The 20,289-nt window shown below is 55.7% G+C and carries 22 protein-coding genes; 11 read left to right on the forward strand and 11 right to left on the reverse strand.

Annotated elements, in window-relative coordinates:
- Positions 1 to 55: 55 nt before the first annotated feature.
- From nlpI to mtr, 4 genes are all read left to right on the forward strand, one after another.
- Positions 56 to 940, forward strand: a complete 885-nt coding sequence (gene nlpI, locus PUZ33_RS03870; protein WP_013098912.1) for a lipoprotein NlpI — start codon at positions 56 to 58, stop codon at positions 938 to 940.
- A 108-nt stretch (positions 941 to 1,048) separates the two neighbouring features.
- Positions 1,049 to 1,129, forward strand: a complete 81-nt coding sequence (yrbN, locus tag PUZ33_RS03875; RefSeq protein WP_097533792.1) for a protein YrbN — start codon at positions 1,049 to 1,051, stop codon at positions 1,127 to 1,129.
- The gene (locus PUZ33_RS03880; RefSeq protein WP_013098911.1) at positions 1,122 to 3,017 is read left to right on the forward strand and encodes a DEAD/DEAH family ATP-dependent RNA helicase; all 1,896 of its coding nucleotides are present in this window, start codon (positions 1,122 to 1,124) and stop codon (positions 3,015 to 3,017) included. The genes yrbN and PUZ33_RS03880 overlap by 8 nt, the downstream gene beginning before the upstream one ends.
- Before the next feature lie 141 nt (positions 3,018 to 3,158).
- On the forward strand, positions 3,159 to 4,403 hold the full coding sequence (gene mtr / locus PUZ33_RS03885; RefSeq protein WP_058680255.1) for a tryptophan permease: 1,245 nt from the start codon (positions 3,159 to 3,161) through the stop codon (positions 4,401 to 4,403).
- Between the two features lie 85 nt (positions 4,404 to 4,488).
- Here mtr and PUZ33_RS03890 read toward each other — a convergent pair whose 3' ends face one another.
- The 3 genes from PUZ33_RS03890 to ubiU all read right to left on the reverse strand — a co-directional run bounded on the left by PUZ33_RS03890 (position 4,489) and on the right by ubiU (position 7,456).
- On the reverse strand, positions 4,489 to 5,496 hold the full coding sequence (locus tag PUZ33_RS03890) for a luciferase-like monooxygenase (protein WP_023621081.1): 1,008 nt from the start codon (positions 5,494 to 5,496) through the stop codon (positions 4,489 to 4,491).
- 78 nt (positions 5,497 to 5,574) lie between these two features.
- Positions 5,575 to 6,453, reverse strand: coding sequence for a U32 family peptidase (locus PUZ33_RS03895; protein ID WP_038420694.1), 879 nt, complete (start codon positions 6,451 to 6,453; stop codon positions 5,575 to 5,577).
- A gap of 7 nt (positions 6,454 to 6,460) precedes the next feature.
- The gene (gene ubiU / locus PUZ33_RS03900; RefSeq protein WP_020687338.1) at positions 6,461 to 7,456 is read right to left on the reverse strand and encodes a ubiquinone anaerobic biosynthesis protein UbiU; all 996 of its coding nucleotides are present in this window, start codon (positions 7,454 to 7,456) and stop codon (positions 6,461 to 6,463) included.
- Between the two features lie 211 nt (positions 7,457 to 7,667).
- Between ubiU and ubiT the strand changes: the two genes are divergently transcribed.
- Entirely contained in the window at positions 7,668 to 8,192 is a 525-nt protein-coding gene (gene ubiT, locus PUZ33_RS03905; protein WP_038420959.1) for a ubiquinone anaerobic biosynthesis accessory factor UbiT, read from the forward strand.
- Positions 8,186 to 8,689 carry a GNAT family N-acetyltransferase gene (locus PUZ33_RS03910; protein ID WP_020687336.1) on the forward strand — a complete coding sequence of 168 codons (504 nt, stop codon included), beginning with the start codon at positions 8,186 to 8,188 and terminating at the stop codon, positions 8,687 to 8,689. Before ubiT ends, PUZ33_RS03910 begins: the two co-directional genes overlap by 7 nt.
- Here PUZ33_RS03910 and PUZ33_RS03915 read toward each other — a convergent pair.
- Positions 8,676 to 9,005, reverse strand: coding sequence for a GIY-YIG nuclease family protein (locus PUZ33_RS03915; protein WP_020687335.1), 330 nt, complete (start codon positions 9,003 to 9,005; stop codon positions 8,676 to 8,678). The two genes, PUZ33_RS03910 and PUZ33_RS03915, sit on opposite strands and share 14 nt — an antisense overlap.
- Before the next feature lie 14 nt (positions 9,006 to 9,019).
- On the opposite strand from PUZ33_RS03915, the gene PUZ33_RS03920 reads away from it, so the two are divergent.
- A complete protein-coding gene (locus PUZ33_RS03920) occupies positions 9,020 to 9,454 on the forward strand; it encodes a YhbP family protein (RefSeq protein ID WP_013098903.1) in 435 nt (144 codons plus the stop codon).
- On the opposite strand, the gene PUZ33_RS03925 is transcribed toward PUZ33_RS03920, so the two are convergent.
- The gene (locus PUZ33_RS03925; RefSeq protein WP_013098902.1) at positions 9,434 to 9,952 is read right to left on the reverse strand and encodes a type 1 glutamine amidotransferase domain-containing protein; all 519 of its coding nucleotides are present in this window, start codon (positions 9,950 to 9,952) and stop codon (positions 9,434 to 9,436) included. The genes PUZ33_RS03920 and PUZ33_RS03925 overlap by 21 nt on opposite strands.
- 128 nt (positions 9,953 to 10,080) lie before the next feature.
- On the opposite strand from PUZ33_RS03925, the gene PUZ33_RS03930 reads away from it, so the two are divergent.
- Together PUZ33_RS03930 and PUZ33_RS03935 are read left to right on the forward strand one after the other, a co-directional pair.
- The gene (locus PUZ33_RS03930) at positions 10,081 to 10,725 is read left to right on the forward strand and encodes an NAD(P)H-binding protein (protein WP_013098901.1); all 645 of its coding nucleotides are present in this window, start codon (positions 10,081 to 10,083) and stop codon (positions 10,723 to 10,725) included.
- A 40-nt stretch (positions 10,726 to 10,765) separates the two neighbouring features.
- Complete coding sequence (locus PUZ33_RS03935) at positions 10,766 to 11,803, forward strand: permease (protein WP_038420692.1); 1,038 nt, start codon at positions 10,766 to 10,768, stop codon at positions 11,801 to 11,803.
- Positions 11,804 to 11,852: 49 nt separating this feature from the next.
- Here PUZ33_RS03935 and dolP read toward each other — a convergent pair whose 3' ends face one another.
- Genes dolP through PUZ33_RS03955 form a run of 4 tightly spaced genes read right to left on the reverse strand, consistent with a single transcriptional unit; the run spans position 11,853 to position 15,562 of the window.
- Positions 11,853 to 12,428 (reverse strand): division/outer membrane stress-associated lipid-binding lipoprotein, encoded by a 576-nt coding sequence (gene dolP, locus PUZ33_RS03940; RefSeq protein ID WP_058680257.1) that lies wholly within the window; start codon positions 12,426 to 12,428, stop codon positions 11,853 to 11,855.
- Between the two features lie 9 nt (positions 12,429 to 12,437).
- On the reverse strand, positions 12,438 to 13,028 hold the full coding sequence (gene diaA / locus PUZ33_RS03945; protein ID WP_003861754.1) for a DnaA initiator-associating protein DiaA: 591 nt from the start codon (positions 13,026 to 13,028) through the stop codon (positions 12,438 to 12,440).
- A 21-nt stretch (positions 13,029 to 13,049) separates the two neighbouring features.
- On the reverse strand, positions 13,050 to 13,445 hold the full coding sequence (locus PUZ33_RS03950) for a YraN family protein (protein ID WP_013098898.1): 396 nt from the start codon (positions 13,443 to 13,445) through the stop codon (positions 13,050 to 13,052).
- Complete coding sequence (locus PUZ33_RS03955) at positions 13,403 to 15,562, reverse strand: penicillin-binding protein activator (protein WP_058680258.1); 2,160 nt, start codon at positions 15,560 to 15,562, stop codon at positions 13,403 to 13,405. The genes PUZ33_RS03950 and PUZ33_RS03955 overlap by 43 nt, the downstream gene beginning before the upstream one ends.
- Positions 15,563 to 15,624: 62 nt before the next feature.
- Here PUZ33_RS03955 and rsmI point away from each other — a divergent pair, with 62 nt between their 5' ends.
- Entirely contained in the window at positions 15,625 to 16,488 is an 864-nt protein-coding gene (gene rsmI, locus PUZ33_RS03960) for a 16S rRNA (cytidine(1402)-2'-O)-methyltransferase (RefSeq protein WP_058680259.1), read from the forward strand.
- Positions 16,489 to 16,493: 5 nt separating this feature from the next.
- Positions 16,494 to 17,474 (forward strand): Fic family protein, encoded by a 981-nt coding sequence (locus PUZ33_RS03965; protein ID WP_058680260.1) that lies wholly within the window; start codon positions 16,494 to 16,496, stop codon positions 17,472 to 17,474.
- A 20-nt stretch (positions 17,475 to 17,494) separates the two neighbouring features.
- On the opposite strand, the gene PUZ33_RS03970 is transcribed toward PUZ33_RS03965, so the two are convergent.
- Both PUZ33_RS03970 and kbaY read right to left on the reverse strand, forming a co-directional pair.
- Positions 17,495 to 19,384 (reverse strand): enterotoxin, encoded by a 1,890-nt coding sequence (locus tag PUZ33_RS03970; RefSeq protein WP_252107761.1) that lies wholly within the window; start codon positions 19,382 to 19,384, stop codon positions 17,495 to 17,497.
- Positions 19,385 to 19,404: 20 nt separating this feature from the next.
- Positions 19,405 to 20,277 (reverse strand): tagatose-bisphosphate aldolase subunit KbaY, encoded by an 873-nt coding sequence (gene kbaY / locus PUZ33_RS03975; RefSeq protein WP_029883379.1) that lies wholly within the window; start codon positions 20,275 to 20,277, stop codon positions 19,405 to 19,407.
- Positions 20,278 to 20,289 lie beyond the last annotated feature (12 nt).

The following is a 20,289-nucleotide window of genomic DNA, read 5'->3' on the forward strand; positions in this document are numbered from 1 at the left end:
GTTAAGCCGCCGGGGGACAGGACGTTCATCCAATAGTTGTCTTCGGGAGTGGGAAATGAAGCCTTTTTTGCGCTGGTGTTTCGTTGCGACAGCTTTAACGCTGGCAGGATGCAGCAACTCTGCCTGGCGTAAGAGCGAAGTCCTCGCAGTGCCATTGCAACCGACTTTGCAGCAGGAAGTGATTCTGGCACGCATGGAACAAATTCTTGCCAGTCGGGCTTTAACCGATGACGAACGCGCACAGCTTTTATATGAGCGCGGAGTGTTGTATGATAGTCTCGGTCTGAGGGCATTAGCGCGAAATGATTTCTCACAAGCGCTGGCTATCCGACCTGATATGCCTGAAGTATTCAATTACTTAGGCATTTATTTAACGCAGGCAGGCAATTTTGATGCTGCCTATGAAGCGTTTGATTCTGTACTTGAGCTTGATCCAACTTACAACTACGCGCACTTGAATCGCGGTATCGCATTGTATTACGGCGGTCGTGATAAGTTAGCGCAAGATGATCTGCTGGCGTTTTATCAAGACGATCCTAATGATCCTTTCCGTAGCCTGTGGCTTTACATCGTTGAGCAGAAGCTCGATGAGAAGCAGGCAAAAGAGGCACTGAAACAGCGCTTCGACAAATCGGACAAGGAACAGTGGGGATGGAACATTGTCGAGTTCTACCTGGGCAACATTAGCGAAGCAACGCTGATGGAACGCCTCAAGGCGGACGCAACGGATAACACCTCGCTCGCTGAGCATCTCAGTGAAACCAACTTCTATTTAGGTAAGTACTACCTAAGTCTGGGGGATAAGGACAGCGCTACGGCACTGTTCAAATTAGCGGTTGCTAACAACGTACACAACTTCGTTGAGCACCGTTATGCATTGTTGGAATTATCGCTCTTGGGCCAGGAGCAAGATGACCTGGCAGAATCGGACCAGCAATAGCTGACGACATAAACATCAGCCCGTAATCTTTTTGATTGCCATCACCTTCACTGGTGAGGGCGTTGTTGTTCGTCAATACACCTAATTTGAGCCGGTTCACACTTTTCAATGAAAATTGCAGATCATTTTCACGATGAGCTAAGTAGACTGGCCGCCATTGACATTGAGGCACTCGTACTACATGGCTGAATTCGAAACCACTTTTGCAGATCTGGGCCTGAAGGCTCCTATCCTTGAAGCTCTTAACGATCTCGGTTACGAAAAACCATCTCCGATCCAGGCAGAATGTATCCCACATCTGCTCTCTGGTCGTGACGTGCTGGGCATGGCCCAGACTGGTAGCGGCAAAACCGCAGCATTCTCGCTGCCGCTGCTGAACAACATTGATCCGGACCTGCGTGCACCGCAGATCCTCGTCCTGGCTCCAACCCGTGAACTGGCGGTTCAGGTTGCGGAAGCGATGACGGAATTCTCTAAACACATGCGCGGCGTAAACGTGGTAGCCCTGTACGGCGGCCAGCGTTATGACGTGCAGTTACGCGCCCTGCGCCAGGGCCCACAGATTGTTGTCGGTACGCCGGGCCGTCTGCTGGATCACCTGAAACGCGGTACACTGGATCTCTCTAAACTGAGCGGTCTGGTACTGGATGAAGCCGACGAAATGCTGCGTATGGGCTTCATCGAAGACGTAGAAACCATCATGGCGCAGATCCCGGAAGGTCACCAGACCGCTCTGTTCTCTGCCACCATGCCAGAAGCAATCCGTCGCATTACCCGCCGCTTCATGAAAGAGCCGCAGGAAGTGCGCATTCAATCCAGCGTTACCACTCGCCCGGACATCAGCCAGAGCTACTGGTCTGTGTACGGCATGCGCAAAAACGAAGCGCTGGTGCGTTTCCTGGAAGCGGAAGATTTTGATGCGGCGATCATCTTCGTTCGTACCAAAAACGCGACCCTGGAAGTGGCTGAAGCACTGGAGCGTAACGGCTACAACAGCGCAGCGCTGAATGGCGACATGAACCAGGCTCTGCGTGAGCAGACGCTGGAGCGTCTGAAAGACGGTCGTCTGGATATCCTGATTGCAACCGACGTGGCAGCACGTGGTCTGGACGTTGAGCGTATCAGCCTGGTTGTAAACTACGACATCCCAATGGACTCCGAGTCTTACGTTCACCGTATCGGCCGTACCGGTCGTGCAGGTCGTGCGGGTCGTGCCCTGCTGTTCGTTGAGAACCGCGAGCGTCGTCTGCTGCGTAACATTGAACGCACCATGAAGCTGACCATTCCGGAAGCGGAGCTGCCAAACGCAGAACTGCTGGGCAAACGCCGTCTGGAAAAATTCGCCGCGAAAGTCCAGCAGCAGCTGGAAAGCAGCGATCTGGATCAGTACCGTGCGCTGCTGGCGCAGATTCAGCCAACCGCTGAAGGCGAAGAGCTGGATATCGAAACGCTGGCTGCAGCACTGCTGAAGATGGCACAGGGCGAACGTACCCTGATCGTGCCACCAGATGCACCGATGCGTCCTCGTCGTGAGTTCCGCGATCGTGACGATCGCTTCGAACGCCGTGGTGACCGTAACGATCGTGGCCCACGTGGTGACCGTTCAGAGCGTGGTGGCGAAGACCGTCCACGTCGTGAGCGTCGTGACGCTGGCGAAATGGAACTGTACCGCATTGAAGTGGGCCGTGATGATGGTGTTGAAGTTCGTCATATCGTTGGTGCGATCGCGAACGAAGGCGACATCAGCAGCCGTTACATCGGTAACATCAAGCTGTTCGCATCTCACTCCACCATCGAGCTGCCAAAAGGCATGCCGGGCGAAGTACTGCAGCACTTTACTCGCACCCGCATCCTGAACAAGCCGATGAACATGCAGCTGCTGGGCGATGCACAGCCACGTCCTGACCGTGGCGGCGAACGTCGTGGCGGTGGTCGCGGTTTCGGTGGCGAGCGTCGTGAAGGCGGTCGCAGCGAAGGTCGCGGTGGTGAAGGCCGTCGTTTCTCCGGTGAACGCCGTGATAGCCGTGGCCCACGTCGTGAAGAAGGCACCAGCCGTCGTCGTTTTGGTGACGCGTAAGCCTTTCGTTTCTGACGTAAAGTAATATATACAGCCCCGATAAAGACTATCGGGGCTTTTTTTATTCCCTTTGTACTCTTGTACTGGTACAGTGCAGCACATTAAAATGCAAACCACATTTTTGACTGGAGATATGGCTGTATGGCGACACTAACCACCACCCAAACGTCATCTTCGCTGCTTGGCGGCGTGGTGATCATCGGCGGAACCATTATTGGTGCCGGGATGTTCTCCCTGCCAGTGGTCATGTCCGGTGCGTGGTTCTTCTGGTCGCTGGCTGCGCTGGTCTTCACCTGGTTCTGTATGCTCCATTCAGGGCTGATGATCCTTGAAGCCAACCTGAACTACCGCATTGGCTCCAGCTTCGACACCATCACGAAAGATCTGCTGGGTAAAGGCTGGAACCTGGTGAACGGCCTTTCCATCGCGTTTGTGCTCTACATCCTGACCTACGCGTATATCTCAGCAAGCGGCTCGATTCTGCATCACACCTTTTCGGAGATGTCGTTGAACGTTCCGGCGCGTCTGGCCGGGTTGTGCTTTGCGCTGGGTGTCGCGTTTATCGTCTGGATGAGTACCAAAGCGGTAAGTCGGATGACGGCCATCGTACTGGGCGCAAAGGTCATCACTTTCTTTCTGACCTTCGGTAGCCTGCTGGGGCACGTTACCCCGTCAACACTGTTTAACGTGGCTGAAACCAATACGTCGTATACGCCGTATCTGCTGATGACCCTGCCGTTCTGTCTGGCGTCGTTTGGCTACCACGGCAACGTACCGAGCCTGATGAAGTACTACGGCAAAGACCCGCGGACAATCGTCAAGTGCCTGGTTTACGGTACGCTGCTGGCGCTGGGGCTGTATGTGATTTGGCTGCTGGGGACGATGGGCAACATTCCGCGTCCTGAGTTTATCGGCATTGCGCAGAAGGGCGGGAATATAGATGTGCTGGTGCAGGCGCTGAGCGGCGTACTGAACAGCCGTAGTCTGGATCTGCTGCTGGTGGTATTCTCCAACTTTGCGGTTGCGAGCTCTTTCCTCGGCGTGACGCTCGGCCTGTTTGACTATCTGGCGGACCTGTTTGGCTTTGATGACTCCGCGATGGGGCGCTTCAAAACCGCACTGCTGACCTTCCTGCCACCGATGGTGGGCGGTCTGCTGTGGCCGAACGGCTTCCTGTACGCCATTGGCTATGCCGGTCTGGCGGCTACCATCTGGGCGGCAATTGTGCCAGCGCTGCTGGCGCGTAAATCCCGTCAGCGCTTCGGTAGCCCGAAATTCCGCGTCTGGGGCGGTAAACCGATGATTGTACTGATCCTGGTGTTTGGTGTTGGTAACGCGCTGGTTCACGTGCTGTCGAGCTTTAATCTGTTGCCGGTATATCAGTAAGTTTTTGTGCCGGATGGCGGCTATGCCTTATCCGGCCTACGCGATCCCGTAGGCCCGGTAAGCGAAGCGCCACCGGGCAAAAAAACTACCCCACCAACTCCTCTTTCACCTGCATCGCCAGCTCAAACGAGTGCAAACGCGCCTGATGATCGAAAATCTGGCCGTTAACCATAATCTCATCAGCCTGCGTTTCGCGCAGCACCGCTTCAAGCCCGTGACGCACCTTCGCTTTATCTCCCACCAGCGACATGCTCAGCGCCTGTTGAACACCATACTGCTCGGAAGCTGACCACAGCTGATGCATATTCTCCACCGGCGGTGGAAGCTGGCCGGTCTCACCGCGACGCAGCTTCACAAACGCCTGCTGCATGGAGGTAAACAGGAATTCCGCATCGCGATTGCTGTCGGCGGCAATGATGTTGATACACACCATCGCGTACGGTTTCTCCAGCCTTTCAGAAGGTTTGAAGTTCGTGCGGTAGAGATGCAGCGCCTGATGCAGCATATCCGGTGCGAAGTGGGAGGCGAACGCGAAGGGCAGCCCCAGCTGTGCAGCAAGCTGCGCGCTATAAAGACTTGAGCCTAACAGCCATACCGGGATCTTCTCGCCATAGCCCGGCACCGGGCGCACGTGCGGGTTCGGGTCACGCGCATCGAACCAGTCCACCAGTTCAGCCACATCACGCGGGAAATTGTCGATGTCACCGCTCATATGGCGACGCAGGGCGCGCATGGTGGGCTGGTCGCTGCCTGGCGCACGGCCAAGGCCTAAATCAATACGGCCCGGGTAGAGGGTATTCAGCGTACCAAACTGCTCGGCGATCACCAGCGGAGCATGGTTTGGCAGCATCACGCCACCGGAACCCAGGTGCAGGGTGGTGGTGTTCGCGGCCAGATAGCCAATCAGCACCGAGGTGGCGGCGCTGGCGATGCCGACCATGTTGTGATGCTCCGCCAGCCAGTAACGGTGATAGCCACGCTTTTCGGCCAGTTGAGCCAGATCGAGAGAGTGCGAAAAGGCTTCTCTTGCCGAGGAGCCTTGTGGGATCGGCGCCAGATCCAGCACCGAAAACGGAAGGGTTTTGTCAGTCATAACAGCTCACTTTGTCGACGGTCAATCTTTAATACTGCATTAAATAATGATAACCGTTGTTAACAAAGTGAGCCTTTTTCAGGCCTGCAGCTCCAGTCCGGCCAGCCGCTTCCAGTAGCCGTTACAGTCACTGTTTGCCGTCAGCGGCAGCGGCGATGCGCCGTTTTCATTGGCGCGAAAAGCATCCAGCATGGCAAACACGCTGGTGTCCAGCGGGGACAGACGCACCATGTCCACCAGTCCGTCCATCGACGCCAGCTCGTTACCAAGGTTATACACATAACCACTCATGGTCTGAATGCCGTTCAGGACAAACACCTGCTGATTCTCCTGCGACAGCATGCTGCGTCCGTTCGGGTATTTGATGCAGCAGGTTTCGCACTCGTCTTTCGGGCGATCTTCAGAGCGGGCAGTGAAGCAGCGGGCAGAGTACGCCAGCGGCAGATGGCCATAGCTCAACACTTCCACTTCAAACTGGTTGCGAATACCCAGCTCGTCACACTGGTTCAGGAGGTTTACCAGCCAGTCACGCGACAGCTCTACCGGCATGCACCAGCGCGTCATCCCCTGTTTCAGCAGCAGGCGCAGGGTCACGGCGTTATAGCAGTTCAATGCATGGCCCGCGACAAACGGCAGCTTGCGTTCGGCGCACATATTCACCACGCCCAGATCGCTGGCCTCCAGCAGAAACTCGCCGTTCTCCACGTAGCGCTTCAGCTCACCCAGTTCAGATGAGGCTTGTACCAGCGCCAGCGTAGAGAGCACTACCTGTTTGCCGCTACCGGCCAGGCTTTTCGCCATCTCCAGCCAGTCGCCCACTTTGGTGGCACGGCGCTTGCTGCATACCGCTTCGCCAAGGTAAATCACATCGGCGCTGCTCGTCGCGGCCTGTTGATAAAAATCTTCCAGCGTCTCTTTTGGCCAGTAGTAGAGCACCGGTCCTAATGAATATTTCATGGTTATCTCACTGCCATTTACGGTGATACGCGCCAAGCGTGGTTTGGGTGCCTTCAGACATTGCGCCGAGCGTCTCCATCCAGGCCGATTGCGGGGCGTAGTTCTGCGGATCTGCCATGCAGCGGTCAATGGCCTGACGCCAGACTTTCGCCACCTGACTGACGTAGGCCGGGCTGCGCTGGCGACCTTCAATCTTCACCGAGGCAATATTAGCGGCTAGCAGTTCCGGCAGCAGTTCCAGCGTGTTGAGGCTGGTGGGTTCTTCCAGCGCGTGATAACGCTCGCCGTCAACCAGATAGCGGCCTTTGCACAGCGTCGGGTAGCCAGCGTTTTCACCGTCCTGATAGCGGTCAATCAGTACCTCATTCAGGCGAGATTCCAGCCCCTGTGGCGTTTGCTGCCAGCGAACAAAGCGGGCAGGCGAGCAGGCACCAACGGTATTAGGGGATTCACCGGTTAAATACGAGGAGAGATAGCAGCGGCCTTCAGCCATGATGCACAGGCTACCAAAGGCAAAAACTTCCAGCGGCACTGGCGTGACGCGCGCGAGTTGCTTAACCTGATGAATAGAGAGCACGCGCGGTAAAACCACCCGGGCCACGTCAAAGTTTTGATGATAAAAACGTATCGCCTCTTCGTTGGTGGCAGAGGCCTGAACAGAGACATGGCGCTCAATATGAGGATAGCGTTCTGCCGCATACTCTAGCATGGCGAGGTCGGCCAGAATCAGCGCATCGGCACCCAGCTGTGCTGCCATATCCACCGCGCGCTGCCAGCGGGCATAGCCATCAGGATGGGCAAAGGTATTGATGGCAATATGCAATTTGCGGCGGTGCTGATGTACGAAGTTAACGGCTTCCTGAAGCTTTTTCTCCGTAAAGTTGAGGCCAGCAAAATGGCGGGCGTTAGTATCATCTTTCAGCCCGATATAGACCGCATCGGCCCCATTTTCGATGGCCGCCTTAAGCGCCGGAAGGTTTCCGGCAGGGCAGAGCAGCTCCATAATTTATCCTGATGTCGTCGAGAGCAAAAATGTTAACGAGCTGGGATTTTAATTAACCCATACGCGACAATTTTTGATTTAAGGCAGCTAATGGCGTATTGATGGCACCAATAATGAGGTACACCGGACGACGGTTTGTTGATTTACGCCGCTATGTTCTCCTCCGGATATGGCAAAATACCCGGACTATCGCTATCAGGGAGTAAAGCTCGTGCTGGATAAACTGCGTTCACGTCTCGTACAATTTGGTCCATCAATGCTGAGCGTGCCGGTAAAACTGGCGCCGTTCGCGCTTAAACGTCAAGTGCTGGAGCAGCTCCTGAGCTGGCAGTTCCGCCAGGCGCTGCAGGAAGGCGAACTGGCGTTCCTGGAAGGCCGCTGGTTAAGCATTGAAGTGCGTGATATCGGTCTGCGCTGGTTTACCTCCGTCGAGAATGACCAGCTGATTGTGCGCCAGTCCGCCGACGCGGATGTGAGCTTTAGCGCCGACGCCTGCGATCTGCTGATGATCGCCGCGCGTAAGCAGGATCCGGATACCCTCTTTTTCCAGCGCCGTCTGGTCATTGAAGGCGATACGGAACTGGGTCTGTACGTCAAAAATTTAATGGATGCCATTGAGCTAGAGCAGATGCCAAAAGCGCTGCGCGTGATGTTAATGCAAATGGCAGATTTCGTTGAGGCCGGGCTGAAAACCCCGCCTGACAGTAAACACACTTCAGTAGGTGAGCCATGCTGATTCGAGTCGAAATTGGGATTGATGCACCGGGTATCGATGCGTTGTTACGCCGCTCTTTTGCGAGCGACGCAGAAGCCCAACTGGTCCACGATCTCCGCGAAGACGGCCTGATCACGCTGGGGCTGGTTGCCACCGATGACGAAGGTCAGGTGGTGGGCTACGTTGCCTTCAGCCCGGTAACCGTTCAGGGTGAAGAATTACAGTGGGTAGGAATGGCGCCGCTGGCGGTAGATGAACACTATCGTGGACAAGGGCTGGCACGTCAGCTGGTGTATGAGGGGCTGGACTCGCTCAATGAGTTTGGCTATGCCGCGGTGGTGACGCTGGGCGATCCTGCTTTCTATGGTCGCCTGGGTTTCGAGCCGGCGGCGCAGTACGATCTCCGCTGTCGCTGGCCGGGAACCGAAACTGCCTTCCAGGTGCACCGTCTGGCGGATGACGCGCTCAACGGCGTAAATGGCCTCGTGGAGTATCACGACCATTTTAATCGCTTCTAATCAGGCTTTCACACAGCGCCTCAAACGATCCGTCTCCGGTGACGAGGCGCTCTTTCTGGCGCTTCGTCAACTGCTTAATGCGGTATTCCACTCTTAACGCCAGCGATCTGTCACCCACGGGGGCAGAAAAGGCGAGCGTCAATTCTCCTTTCCCCCGCAGCGCTTTTGCCCCTTTTCCCGTTTGATGCTGAAGAAAACGCCGCGCCACATCGGTCGTGATCCCGGTGTAGAGAGCGTTATCGGCGGTACGGACAAGATAGAGAAACCAGCACACGGTAAACAGATTCAGTATGTTAAGGTGAACGCACCATAGCATGAGAGAGAACGAAAATGGAAACTCTGGCTGCCATTAACCGCTGGCTGGCGAAACAGCATGTTGTCACCTGGTGCGTGTATGACGACGGTGAAATGTGGTGCGCGAATGCGTTTTACTATTATGACCCTGAGCGCGTTGCGTTTTATGTGATGAGTGAAGATAAAACGCGCCATGCGCAGATGACCGGTCAGCAGGCGAAGGTGGCAGGGACAGTTAACGGTCAGCCTAAAACGGTGGCACTGATCCGTGGGGTGCAGTTTAAAGGGGAGATCCGTCGTCTGGATGGTGAAGAGAGCGACGCGCGCCGTAAGCACTATACGCGCCGCTTTCCGGTAGCCGCCGCCTTAAAAGCCCCGGTGTGGGAAATCCGCCTTGATGAGCTGAAATTTACCGACAACACGCTGGGCTTTGGCAAAAAGCTGCACTGGCTACGCGCCGAGCAGGCGTAGCGCTTCGCGGTTGAACGCCGGCAGATCGTCCGGGGTTCGGCTGGTGATCAGCTGGTCTTTGTCGTTGACCACCTCCTGATCGTAAAACTCGGCCCCCGCGTTTTTCAGATCGACAACGATCGGTTTCACGGCAGTGAGTTTACGCCCGCGCACCACATCCGCGCTGATAAGCAGTTGCGGACCGTGGCAGATAGCAAAGACCGGTTTTCCTGTGGAGACAAAATCGCGGGTGAACGTTACGAAGCGCTCGTCGCCGCGCAGGGAGTCCGGTGAATGACCTCCGGGTAACAGCAGGGCATCAAAATCAGACGGGCTGACGTTATCGATGGTCTCATCGATGGTCACGCTGGCCTCGCCCTTATGGCCTTTCACCGTTTTTCCCGCCTCTTTCTCAATGGTGATGACCTCATGTCCCGCCTTGCGGAACGCCTCAGCAGGTGAGGTGAATTCTGAATCTTCAAACTCGTCGGTAATCAGGACTGCGATTTTTTTACCCATGCTTCCTCCGTTGTTTTCGCTTCAGACTGTTTTTTTCCCGTTTGTGGTAAATACTTACCGGTAACAGACTTCTAAGTGTGGTTGACCATGCTGAGTTCGCAAACGGACTATTCTGTAAAGGGGATGAAATGAGTCAGGTACTGATTACGGGGGCAACCGGGCTGGTGGGCGATCATCTGCTGCGGCTGCTGATCCAGGATCGCAGGGTGAACTACATTGCGGCCCCGACACGTCGACCGCTGGCGGACATTTCTGGCGTCTTTAATCCTCACGATCCACAGCTGACCGACGCACTGGCGCAGGTGCAGGATCCCATCGATATCGCCTTTTGCTGCCTCGGGACAACGCGGCGTGAGGCGGGCAGTAAAGAGGCGTTTGTTCATGCTGACTATACGCTGGTGGTCGATACGGCGCTAACGGCGAAAAAGCTGGGTGCCACCCATTTTGTGGTGGTCAGCTCGCTGGGCGCCAGCGCCCGTTCGCCGTTCTTTTACAGTAAGGTGAAGGGCGAGATGGAAGAGGCCCTGATTGCCCAGAAGTGGGAGCGGTTGACAATAGTCCGTCCCTCCATGCTGCTGGGGCATCGCGACGAGCGTCGTTTTAACGAGTCGATGTTTGCCCCGTTGTTCCGCATTCTCCCCGGTAACTGGAAATCCATCGAGGCGCGCGACGTGGCGCGTGCGATGTTAAAAGAGGGGCTGTCACCATCGCAGGAGGGAGTGAATATCATCCCTTCGGCGAAACTGCGTGAAATCGCGCAGGGCGAGGCGTAAACTCCCCCGGCTAATTAAATAACACTCTCCGGGGAATGCTATGACTGGTCAGTCTTCATCTCAGGCGGCAACACCTGTCCAATGGTGGAAGCCCGCGCTCTTCTTTCTCGTGGTCATTATCGGCCTCTGGTATGTGAAATGGCAGCCGTACTACGGTAAAGCCTTCACTGCCGCCGAAACGCACAGCATCGGTAAATCTATTCTCGCTCACGCTGATTCCAGCCCGCTTCGCGCGGCGTGGGATTATGCCATGGTCTATTTCCTTGCCGTCTGGAAAGCCGCCGTATTAGGCGTCATTCTGGGCTCGTTGATCCAGGTGCTTATCCCGCGTCACTGGCTGGTGAAAACCCTGGGGCAGCCACGTTTTCAGGGCACCCTGCTGGGGACCATTTTCTCCCTGCCGGGCATGATGTGTTCGTGCTGTGCCGCGCCTGTTGCTGCCGGTATGCGCCGTCAGCGAGTCTCTATGGGCGGTGCGCTGGCGTTCTGGATGGGCAACCCGCTGTTAAACCCGGCAACGCTGGTGTTTATGGGCTTTGTGCTGGGTTGGCATTTCGCCTTTATCCGCCTGGTGGCCGGTCTGCTGACGGTGCTGGTGGTGGCAACGCTGGTGCAGAAATGGGTGAAAGATAACGCCGTTGAACCGGCCGCCATTGAGCTTGATGTCAGCGAGCCACAGGGAAGCTTCTTTGCGCGCTGGGGGAATGCTCTGTGGCAGCTTTTCTGGAGCACCATTCCTGTGTATATCCTGGCGGTGCTGGTGCTCGGGGCCGCACGTGTCTGGCTATTCCCGCATGCCGACGGCGCCATCAACAATACCCTGATGTGGGTCATTGCGATGGCCGTTGCCGGTTGTCTGTTTGTGATCCCAACGGCGGCTGAAATTCCGATTGTGCAGACCATGATGTTGGCTGGCATGGGCACCGCACCGGCACTGGCATTGCTCATTACCTTGCCTGCCATCAGCCTGCCGTCGCTTATCATGCTGCGTAAGTCATTCCCGGCGAAAGCGCTGTGGCTCACCGCAGGGCTGGTGGCGTTGAGTGGGGTGATTGTGGGGGGTATTGCGCTTCTGTGAAAAAAGCCCGGTGGCGCGAGCACGCACCGGGCTTACAGTCAGGTGGGAATTACTTAATGTAAGTAAATGCGGTGGTGACGTGTTTCACGCCGCTCACCCGGCTGGCGATATCGGCCGCCGCTTTCCCTTCACGATCGGTAACCAGGCCCAGCAGGAACACTTCGCTGTTTTCGGTCGTCACTTTCACGTTGGATGATTTCACCTGGTCTGAACCCAGCAGCTGGGAACGGACTTTCGTGGTGATCCACGTGTCATTGGAGGCGGTACCAAGGCTGATTGGCTGCCCCTGACGGACTTCGTTGAAGACTTCCGCAGTGCCCTCTACGCCCATCGCGATCTGTTTTGCGCGGCTGGAGAGTTCGCTATTTGGTGCCTGGCCTGTCAGCAGCACTTTGCCCTGGTAAGCCGTCACGTTGATGCGCGCTTCTTTCTTAATTTGCTCGTCTTTCGACAGCGCACTGTTGACGCGCAGCTCCAGCGTGCCGTCATCTACCTGGGTGCCAACGGTGCGCGGATCGGTCGCTGCTTTGGTGCCGACGGCAGCGGTACCCACAACAGCCGCAGCGATACATCCCTGCAGCAGTAATGCAGACATAAGGACTGCGAGGGTCGATAAAGCCTTCATGAGAACTCCTTAATCATCCTGGTGAGGGAAAAGCGTGTTATCGATCAAATCACATAAGCAGTTCACCGTGAGCATATGCATCTCCTGAATGCGTGCGCTACGGTGAGACGGAATGCGGATTTCCACATCCTGCGGCCCCAGCAGGCCCGCCAGCTCGCCCCCGTCATAGCCGGTTAAAGCAACGATAGTCATATCGCGAGTAACGGCGGCTTCGACGGCTTTGACAATGTCACGGCTATTGCCGCGCGTGGAGATGGCCAGCAGCACATCGCCCGCATGGCCCAGGGCACGCACCTGCTTAGCGTAAATCTCGTCATGCAGACGATCGTTAGCAATCGCTGTTAAGACCACATTATCGGTATTAAGTGCAATGGCAGGTAAACTGGGGCGTTCTGTTTCAAAACGATTGATCATACTGGCAGCAAAATGCTGTGCGTTGGCAGCGGACGTGCCATTGCCACAACAGAGGATTTTGTTGCCATTGAGCAGGGACTGCACCAGCGTCATGGCGGCGCGAGAGATTGCGTCAGGGAGGGCTTCTGCCGCGGCAATCTGAGTCTGAATGCTTTCTGTGAAGCACACTTTAATTCTTTCGAGCACGTTATCCCTTTTAAATCTTAATTATGCGTCTTCGCCAAAAGCGTTTTTCAGCCATTCGATCTCGTTTCCGGTGAAGGCTAACACATCGAACCGGCAATCCACAGTATCAAAACTCCCATTATGGCGGGCAAGCCACAAGTGGGCAGTCTGTAATAATTTATGTTGTTTGGCGGGTGTCACGCTGGCGGCAGCACCGCCAAAACGGGAAGACTGTCGGTAGCGTACTTCCACAAACACAATGACCTGACCCTCTTTCATGATCAGATCGATTTCGCCGCCACGTCCGCGAACGTTAGCGGCGATAAAGCGCAGTCCCTTGCCCTCAAGCCAGCGACGCGCTTTTAATTCCCAGGCGTCGCCGGTCTCTTTACGGCTTAACTGGCCGGGACGATTTGTCCCTGCTGGTATTTGAGCCATGATAACTTCCTGTTAATCACGCAATCCTGAGTGGCCGTCAGATCGCCGGTATTGCCGTTTAGCTCAAAGCCCGGCACCTGACGCATTTGGGTAAAGTGGTTCGCCAGCGTCCAGGCATCGACGCCCATCGCGTACAGACGCGCCAGCGAGTAGTCGTTACGGACTGCGCTCAGCGCCTGCTGCATCAGGGCCGGATTGCTGCCCGCCAGCATCGGAATTTCGCTGTACTGCAGGCCGTCCATCTCCAGGCGGAAATCCGGGCCTGCGGTGCCTTGTGCGCTGCGAGAGCTGGCGTAGAGCGTGGCGCCGCTCTGGCTGCCGTTACGCATGGCGATCATCGGCTTGATGAAGGCAATCTCTTGTGGCGTAGCGACGATATAGGCCGCATCCACTTTACCGCCACCGCTAATCTGCGCATCGGTAGGTGGGGCAGGGATGGTCAGACCGCCAATCGTCACGCTCTGCTGCTGTGGCAGGCTTGCACTCACCGGGCTGCCGTTAAGCGCAATACCCGCGCCGCCGTTAACGCCCGCGCGCAGTTCAGAGACGGAGCCGAATTTCTGCTGCAGCACGATGCCGCCGCCCAGCTTCTGCCACTCTTCGGCAAAGGCGTTGGCGACGCGATCGCCCAGCGTACTGCGAGGGATCAGCAGCAGCGGAGACTGTTTCCCTTGCTCGTGAATATGACGCGCCGCATCGCGGGCTTCATCTTCCGGAGAGAGGGCGAAATAGCAGATATTGGCGCGGTTCTGAACCTGTTCAGGCTGGTTGAGCGCCAGCACGTTCAGCGCAGTGTTGCTCTTCATCAACTCTTCGACGTTGTTTTTCAGCAGCGGACCCACAACGATGCTGGCACCGTCCTGTTGCACCTGCGCCAGAACCTGATCGAGCGGTTGAGAACTGGTGTCATAGATTTTCAGCTCAGCGCCCGGGTTAGCGCTGGTGGTGGCTACGGCCTGTGGCTGGGCGGCAGGCTGAGCGGCAGGTTGTGCTACGGGCTCAGTGGTCTGCGGTTGAGGTTGCTCCGATGTCGCAGGCTCCGTCGCCGGTGCGGATTGTGTCTCTACCGGAGTCGCAGGCGCGGGTGCTGCGGCCGCTGGTGTGGTCGGTGCCGTCACCGGGTTCTGCATCGTCCCCTGCGGCGGCGTTTGTGCTGTGGTCAGGTCGCTGGTTTCCGCGGCGGAAGGGCTGACAACGTCGTTCACGTTTGCCGCCTGAGCTGCCTGCGCCGGAACTGCACTGCCGGTCACTGGCGTGGTACCGTTCTTCGCCGCTTCAAAACCTTGTTGAATGGTGCGGCCAAATACCGCCGCCTGGCCGTTCAACGGCAGAAGCAGGGCGATTTTGCTGGTGGAGGCAGGCTTAAAGTTCTGCACGTTCACCAGCTGTGTCGGCAGCATTTTCGCGCCCGGGTTTTGTGGGTAGCGCGTTTGCCAGTCGGTAATACCGGCTTTCAGCATCTTTGGATCGCTGCGGTTGTTAAACCACATCTGTTGCAGATCCAGCCACCCCTGCAACACGTTTTCATCAGCATTGATGACCAGCGCCTGCGCCTGTTCCTGGGTCATTGAGGCGAGCGCCTGCCAGGTGGCATCAATATTTTTCTGCTTGTCCGCACCGCCGAGCAGCGGCTCCTGGGCGATCAGCGCCCGCAGCAGCGTCAGGGAAGGACGTCCCTGCTCAGCGGTAATACCCGCCTGCCAGAAACGGGCCTGCTGATTTTTATCCAGCGCGCTCACGTCGATGTCGCCAAGGATCTTTTTCGCGGCGGCATAATCTTTCAGCGCGACTTTCAGCTCGGCAGAGAGCAGGCTCTGCTCAAGACGCTGGGCATCGTTAAGCTCGTGCGGAAGCTGGTTGAACAGTTCGGCGCCCTGCTGGGTTTTGCCCTCTTTCAGCAGTGTACGAATGGCGAGTAATTGCCAGTTGATCCTGGTATCATTTGAGCTTTGCGACATTTGTTGCAGATAAAAGCCAGAATCAGCCTGAGCGGATCCCTGCAGATGGGCCGTGCTCTGGTCAGGTGCCTGGGTGCCACAGCCTGCAAAGATCAGGGCTGCCAGCAGAAGCGGCACGCTGCGCGTGGCTTTTTTTCGAAGAAACGTTAACGGTACCATACTGTATCCAGTGATTTTTTTTACGCAATGCTCAATATTAAATCGGCAATACGGACGAAACAATGAAACAACACGAAACGGCAGAGAATTCTCAAGGCCAGCTTTATATTGTACCTACTCCTATCGGGAATTTGTCTGATATTACCCAACGTGCACTAACCGTATTGCAAGCTGTTGATTTAATTGCTGCTGAAGATACCCGGCATACCGGTTTATTGCTGCAACACTTTGCGATTAACGCTCGTCTCTTCGCCCTGCACGATCATAATGAGCAGCAAAAAGCAGAAACGCTGGTGGCGAAGCTCAAAGAGGGGCAGAACATTGCGCTCGTCTCTGACGCCGGTACGCCACTGATTAACGATCCGGGCTACCATCTGGTGCGTACCTGCCGTGAAGCCGGGATCCGGGTGGTCCCACTGCCGGGGCCGTGTGCTGCGATTGCTGCGTTGAGCGCAGCGGGCCTACCGTCCGATCGTTTCTGCTATGAAGGTTTCCTGCCCGCCAAATCCAAAGGCCGCCGTGACGTGTTAAAAGAGCTGGAAGCTGAACCGCGTACGCTGATTTTCTACGAATCCACGCATCGCCTGCTGGAAAGCCTGGAAGATATGGTGACCGTCTGGGGAGAGCGCCGCTACGTGGTGCTGGCGCGCGAGCTGACCAAAACCTGGGAAACCATTCACGGCGCGCCGGTCGGCGAACTGCTGGCGTGGGTGAAAGAGGACGAAAACCGTCGCAAGGGTGAGATGGTGCTGATTGTCGAAGGGCATAAAGCGGAGGAGGACGCACTGCCTGCCGATGCGCTGCGTACTCTGGCACTGCTACAGGCTGAATTGCCGCTTAAGAAAGCGGCAGCACTGGCGGCAGAAATCCACGGCGTGAAGAAGAATGCGCTCTATAAATATGCGCTGGAGCAGCAGGGGGAGTAAGTGATATGAGCCGCTACCAGCCTCCTTTCACGATCACACCATCGATACTCAATCAGGTTGTTGAGATTGGTGAGCTATTAGGGCACTGGGCGGCGCATTCAGGAAGAACCTCTCCGTTACTGCGTAAAGAGAACCGAATCCGCACCATCCAGGCTTCTCTGGCCATTGAACATAACTCTCTGACGACCGGACAAGTAACGGCAATCATGGAGGGTAAACGCGTGCTCGCACCTGAAAAAGATATTCAGGAAGTGCGTAACGCGATTCTGGCTTATGAGAAATTGCCTGAATGGAGGCCCTGGACGCTCAAAGACTTACTCAGTGCACACCGGTTATTAATGCTTGGTCTGGTTGATAACCCTGGCAAGCTCAGAATGGGGGACGTTGGCGTATATCGCGGGAATCAGTTGGTCCATATGGCTCCACCCGCTTCCCAAATTAACCGGCTTATTGCTGATCTGCTTGCCTGGTTAAAAGAAACCGAACTCCATCCACTGATTACCAGCTCGGTCTTCCATTACGAATTTGAATTCATCCATCCATTTTCTGATGGGAATGGTCGTATGGGGCGGCTGTGGCAAACGTTGATTCTGAGTCAGTGGCGCTCTGAGCTTGCCTGGCTGCCAGTTGAGACACTGATTCATTTTCAGCAGGATCGCTATTATCAGATTTTGGGAGAATGTGACCGGGCGAGTGATTGCACCGCATTTATAGAGTTTATGCTTCAGAATATGGCTGAAGCGTTGCGGGAGGGCATAGGGGCACCGTCGGTTATGTCGGGAAAAATGTCGGAAGAGATGTCGGAAAAGGAAACGACTATTCTTGAGCTTCTTACCGTTCAACCGCAGATGTCCGCAGCGATGTTAGCATCCATGCTAGGTGTCACTTCCCGCACTGTGGAACGCTATCTCAGCGCCTTGCAAACAAAAGGGAAACTAAAGCGCCTGGGAGCCAGGAAAGGAGGAAGCTGGCAGGTCATGCCTTAACCTGCTCAGCCGATCACGTTTTATTTTTCTGGCATCGCCTCAAACACCAGCGTTTCCAGCGGTTTGAGGGTAATCACCACCGCGTTTTTATACTCTTCCGGTATTGTGGCGTTACTGCCATAGACCGCTTTCAGGCTAAACGGCGTCGCATCTCCGGTCGGGATTTCGAAATCTTTCGTCAAATCCAGATAATAGCTTTGCGGCTTATCCGACGGGTTTCGTAATCCAAAAATGGCTTTGTCTTTATTCCACGACGCCCAGCCGTAGATCTCAAGCGCCGCTGGGTCTCCGCCAATCCAGTGGGTATCCACCAGCACACTGGCGTTATCCCGGGACCATTTGGCAGCCTGCGCCAGGGTATCCCACTTCGCCTTGTTGAGCATTGAAGGGGTGATATACAGCTCCTGCAGCTGGGTGCCGGTGGCGAAGTAGCTCCAGACCTGGTCAGCAAAATCGCTGTCCGTTTGCACCTTCTCCAGACCGTAATACGCATTCTCCGCGCTGACGATCCCGTGATACATCAGGGAGTTCAGCGGGAATAGCGGACCTTTACGCACAATAGAGCGATACGTCTCCGCATCGCGATAGGTCATCCACTGCTGCACCGGTGTGCCGGGGCCGTACAGGTTGATGTCGTCTCCTTGACGCCAGATGGAATCGGCGTAGAACAGCCAGGATGGGCTGGCGTTAGTACCGGTCGTCAGGTTAATAAACAAATTCGGATTGGCGCTGCGCATGTTATGCAGCAGTGCAATAGAGGCGTCAAAATCCGAGGCGAACGGGCTGCCCTTAATATGCGAATTGGCATTACCCATCCCGTCGAGCTTGAACGAGGTAATGTGCTCGTTTTTGATAAGCTTAACGATCTGCTCATTAAAATTTTTAAAATAATTCGGGCCTGACAGCGCCAGCTTACCGTCTACCGTTTCGAAACCGTACTCTTTTGCATGCGAGACGCGCGTATCGCGCGGTTTGTTATATCCGCCCCATGGCGAGAGCCACAGGCCAACAGAGCTGTGCAGGCTGTCTGCTTTCTCCCGTACCTTGCCAAAACCTTTGCTGAAAGCCGGGCCGAACAGCCATCGCCCGGTAAGGTCATCCCAGCCATCGTCAAGCAGGAAAGCATCCAACGCGACACCCCGCCCGGCAATAAATTCCTTGTTCCATTCGTCCATCCGCCCCAGCACATCCTGCTCGGAGTACGGTGTAAAGAAGCCGATATCCATCCAGCTGTTGTAGTGTAAGTAAGGTTTATACGGACGCGGACGCACGGCATCGATAAACTGGTTTACGCTACGGCGCAGTTGGCTGGTCTCCGGGAAGGTACCGAAGTAGGTGGTGTAGCTGACCGGTGTTGCCGGCTGAATGGGGGTTTTCAGCTCCACATTGAGGTTGGTCGTCGCTTCATAGGCGTACGTGTTAACGATGGGTTTATCCGGCAGGATAAAGAACGAGTCTGCGATAATCGGCGAGCTGTTAATTGCCCCATCTACGTAAGGTGCCTGAGCTTGCTTTTTGGTCGGGAAGAAGGTGATTTTCGCCACATCCCGTGGCTGCCCGACGGCGGCGATGGTGTAGTCGATGCTGGCGTATTTGCCCTTCACCAGGTTCAACTTCACCGTCACGTTAAAGTCAGGATGGGTGAAGTCGACGACAATTCCACTGTCCTGTTTTTCGACATGTTTGACCTTAAAATCCGCCGTGTGAATTTTAGTCTCGTCCGGCAGCGTCAGAAAGAACAGCTCCTGCGGCGTCAGCGGATGATTAGCCCTGGTGTCCTTCACCACGACCGTCGAGTTCGCGTCATCAAATGACAGGGCAATGTTGTCGTTATTAAGGGTGTAATTCGCTGCTATCGCGCTATGGGAAACACACAGGGCAAGCATGGATAGGGTGAGGATTTTTTTCATCAGGGTAAGATCCTTTTTCATCAGGCTTCTGTCGGAAGCAGCAAGCGGTTTGCCGAGCCACACACGGTAATTTTGCTCCTGACCACCTCTTTCATGGCATCCATTCCGACCCGCATATAAAAACGCGGATCGTTACCCTGCGGGTTTTCAGCAAACCAGGCTTTCACTGCGTCAGAGAAGGCGATTTTCAGCTCGGTCGCCACGTTGACTTTGCACACACCCAGCGCGATGGTGCGACGTACATCCTCATCTGGCACATCGCTCGCGCCATGCAGCACCAGCGGCACGGTGACCACTTCGCGGATCTCGGCCAGGCGCTGAAAGTCAATTTTAGGGCGTTTGGTATACAGGCCATGTGCGGTGCCGATGGCGACGGCGAGGCTATCCACGCCGGTCAGTTCGACAAAGCGTTTCGCTTCCTGCGGGTCGGTGAGAAATGCACTCTCCGCGTCGACGCTCATGTCATCTTCCACGCCGCCCAGACGGCCCAGTTCAGCCTCGACGCTACAGTCGTTGAGGTGGCAGAAATCGACTACCGATTTCACCAGCTTCACGTTTTGTTCAAACGGATAGTGGCTGCCGTCGATCATCGCGCTACGCACGCCAGCGTTAACCTTGCGACGAATATCGTCGAGGGATTCGTGATGATCGAGATGCAGCGCCAGCGGCATGTCGTAAGTTAATGAATATGCGCTGCACAGGGCGTAGATCTCTTCCAGGGCAATATGTTTGAACGTGCCCGGCGTGCCTGCGAGGATCACCGGCGATCGCATCTCGCTACACACTTCGAGGATCGCCTGGATCGTCTCTGCGTTGTGGATGTTAAACGCCGGTACGGCGTAGCCTTTTGCCTGTGCGTCCTGCAGAAGATATTTCGTTGAGATAATGCTCATGATGCGATCCTC

The organism is Enterobacter cloacae complex sp. 2022EL-00981 (assembly GCF_028737495.1).
In the GTDB taxonomy this organism is placed as follows: domain Bacteria; phylum Pseudomonadota; class Gammaproteobacteria; order Enterobacterales; family Enterobacteriaceae; genus Enterobacter; species Enterobacter cloacae.